The sequence below is a fragment of the Thermus sp. genome, from assembly GCF_056332225.1.
Genome location: NZ_JBWGQW010000104.1, coordinates 1 through 2,324 on the forward strand (window position 1 = coordinate 1; position 2,324 = coordinate 2,324).

General features: G+C 68.9%; 1 protein-coding gene and 1 pseudogene. Both read right to left on the reverse strand.

What is annotated here, in order from left to right; translation table 11 throughout:
- Nucleotides 1-213: 213 nt before the first annotated feature.
- Complete coding sequence (locus AC01Y6_RS10180) at nucleotides 214-1,926, reverse strand: aldehyde ferredoxin oxidoreductase C-terminal domain-containing protein (RefSeq protein ID WP_476671393.1); 1,713 nt, start codon at nucleotides 1,924-1,926, stop codon at nucleotides 214-216.
- Nucleotides 1,904-2,324 (reverse strand): annotated as a pseudogene (locus AC01Y6_RS10185) (amidohydrolase); the annotation flags it as partial. The pseudogene AC01Y6_RS10185 and the gene AC01Y6_RS10180, both read right to left, overlap by 23 nt.

Consider the following 2,324-nt stretch of genomic DNA (forward strand, 5'->3'; position numbering starts at 1 on the left):
TCGCCAAGAAAGGTCTACGCCCTGGGGAGGGTGGCGAAGGACCCCTTCCCCGAGCTCGCCCGGCTCTACGCCCTGCGCTTCCTCCATGGGGAGAGCCTGCCGCAAAGCGCTAGGAAACCCGCCCTCTACGACCCCTGGTGAGCCGACCCTTCCCGCCGCCCTTCGGGCGGCGAGGAGGGGCACCTTCGCCTGGCCCAGGCGGCGCGTCCAGGCCTAAGCCTTTCGGTGGAGCCTCTCGTAGAGGGGCTTTAGGTCCTCGGGGCGGAAGCGGGCGGTGTAGCCCTTGGGAGGCACGGGCTCCTCGTAGAAGAAGGCGGGAAGGCGGTCGTCCTCGTGGGTGAAGCCCACCAGGTGGTTGAAGCGGTGCTCCAGGCGCAAGACCCCTTCCCCGAGCTCCCGCCAAAGCTCCGGGGAGAAGGCGGTGCCCAGGGCGGCGTTCACGCTCTCCACCACGAAGGCCACCTCCTTGTTGGTCACGCTCCCCCCGAAGACGCAAAGGCCCAGGCTGTCGTTGGCGGCGGCGTTCACCTGGGCGGTGTAGCTCGCCTCCAGGATCTCCTCCGCCTTCATGGCCCGGGTCTCCAGCCGGGGAGCGTTCCCCGCCGTGTGGTCCGCCCCCTGGGCGGTGACCATCATGGTGATCCCCGTGGCCTCCACCACCCGGGGGTCGTAGGCGCTGATGGCCTGGCGCTTGATCACGGGGACCCGCCTAAGCCCCAAGGCCTCCCCCACCCGGGCCGTGCCCTGGGCGAGGAAGCGGGCCTCCTCGGAAGGGGCGTAGAGGGCCTTTAGCTTCGCCTCCATGAAGGCGTAGTCCCCCCAGGGGGCGAGGCCCTTTTCCATGAGGAGGGCCAGGGTGGCCCCGGTCTCAATGGTGTCCACCCCCAGGTCGTTGGCCAGGCGGTTCAGCCGGGCGAGCTGGTCGGGGTCATTTAGGCCGCAGTTGGTGCCGAGGAGCCCGATGGTCTCGTACTCCAGGGGGGAGACCACCTCCTCCCCCTTCTCGTCCACGATGACGTTGGAGCACTGGATCACGCACCCCGGCATGCAGGCGTGGGTGTGCTTGCCGCCCCGGGCCTTGTTGAGGGGGGCGATGTGCTGGCCGCCCATGCGGAAGGCCTCCGGGGGCGCGAGCCTCCCCTCGCGGAAGTTCCGCACGGGAAGCCCCCCGAAGGCGTTCTGAAAGTCGGCCATGCCCATGGTGCCGATGGCGTTGTAGAACTGCATGACCAGGGGGTCTTCCCGGAGGAGCTTGGCGTAGCGGCGCACCGCCTCGGAAACCTTGGGCCTGTCAAAGACCTCCGCCTTCCCCGGCACCTCCACCACGATGGCCTTGACCCGCTTCCTTCCCATCACCGCCCCCACGCCCCCACGGGCGGCGAGGCGGGAGGGACGGCCGTCTACGTCGGAGAAGGCGATGCCGGAAAGAAGCCCCAGATACTCCCCCACGGGCCCCAAAAGGGCGAAGGCGATCCTCTGGCCGTAGGCGGCGAAGAGCCTTCTTGCCGCCTCAAAGTTCCCGAGGCCGAGGAGGTCCTGGGCGGGGTCAAAGAAGACCTCGCCCCCCCGGGTGATGCGGAGGACCACCCAGTCGGGGCTCTCCCCCTCCAGGACCAGGTGGGCGAGCTTGAGCTGGCCCAGGGCGTAGCCGAAGGTGCCCCCGCCGTTCGCCTCCTTGATGCCCAGGGTGAGGGGGCTACGGGTGCCCACGCTGGTGCGGTTGGCGTTGGAGAAGCCCGTCCCCGCTAGGGGCCCCACGGCGAAGACCAAGGGGTTTCCGGGGGATAGGGGGTCAACGCGGTAAGCCTCCCTTTCCAAAAGGAGTTTCCCCGTGCGGTAGCGCCCGCCGAAGGCCACCTCCTCCGGGGAAACCTCCTGCCAGTAGGCCCTCCTCGCCTTTAGGTCAAGCCTCAAAGACCGCCACACCGTCCACCTCCACGCGCACCACCCGGGCCTCCTCTGGGTAGCGGAAAGGGTCCCCTATCAGGTCCGCCCGCTCTCCCGGCCAGAGCCGGGCCGTGGGCAGGCCGCTGGCCTCAGGCCGATTGTAGTAGAAAAACCCTCTGGCTAAAGGAATCCCCTCCCCGAAGAGGGGACTCCGCCAGGCGGCGAGGGCTCCGAAAACCGGGCTCACCTCCTGGACCACGGGGGCGTTGGAAGAGAAGGCTAGGGGAACCCCCGCCCGCTCCAGGCGGGCCAGGTTGTAGCACCAGGGCAGAAGCCCGGGGGGAAGATAGCGGAGGAAGTTTTCCCGCAACTCCTCCAAAAATATGGGCTGGGGCACCGCCCACACCCCCAGGGCCCGGGCCCGGGCCAAAGCTTCG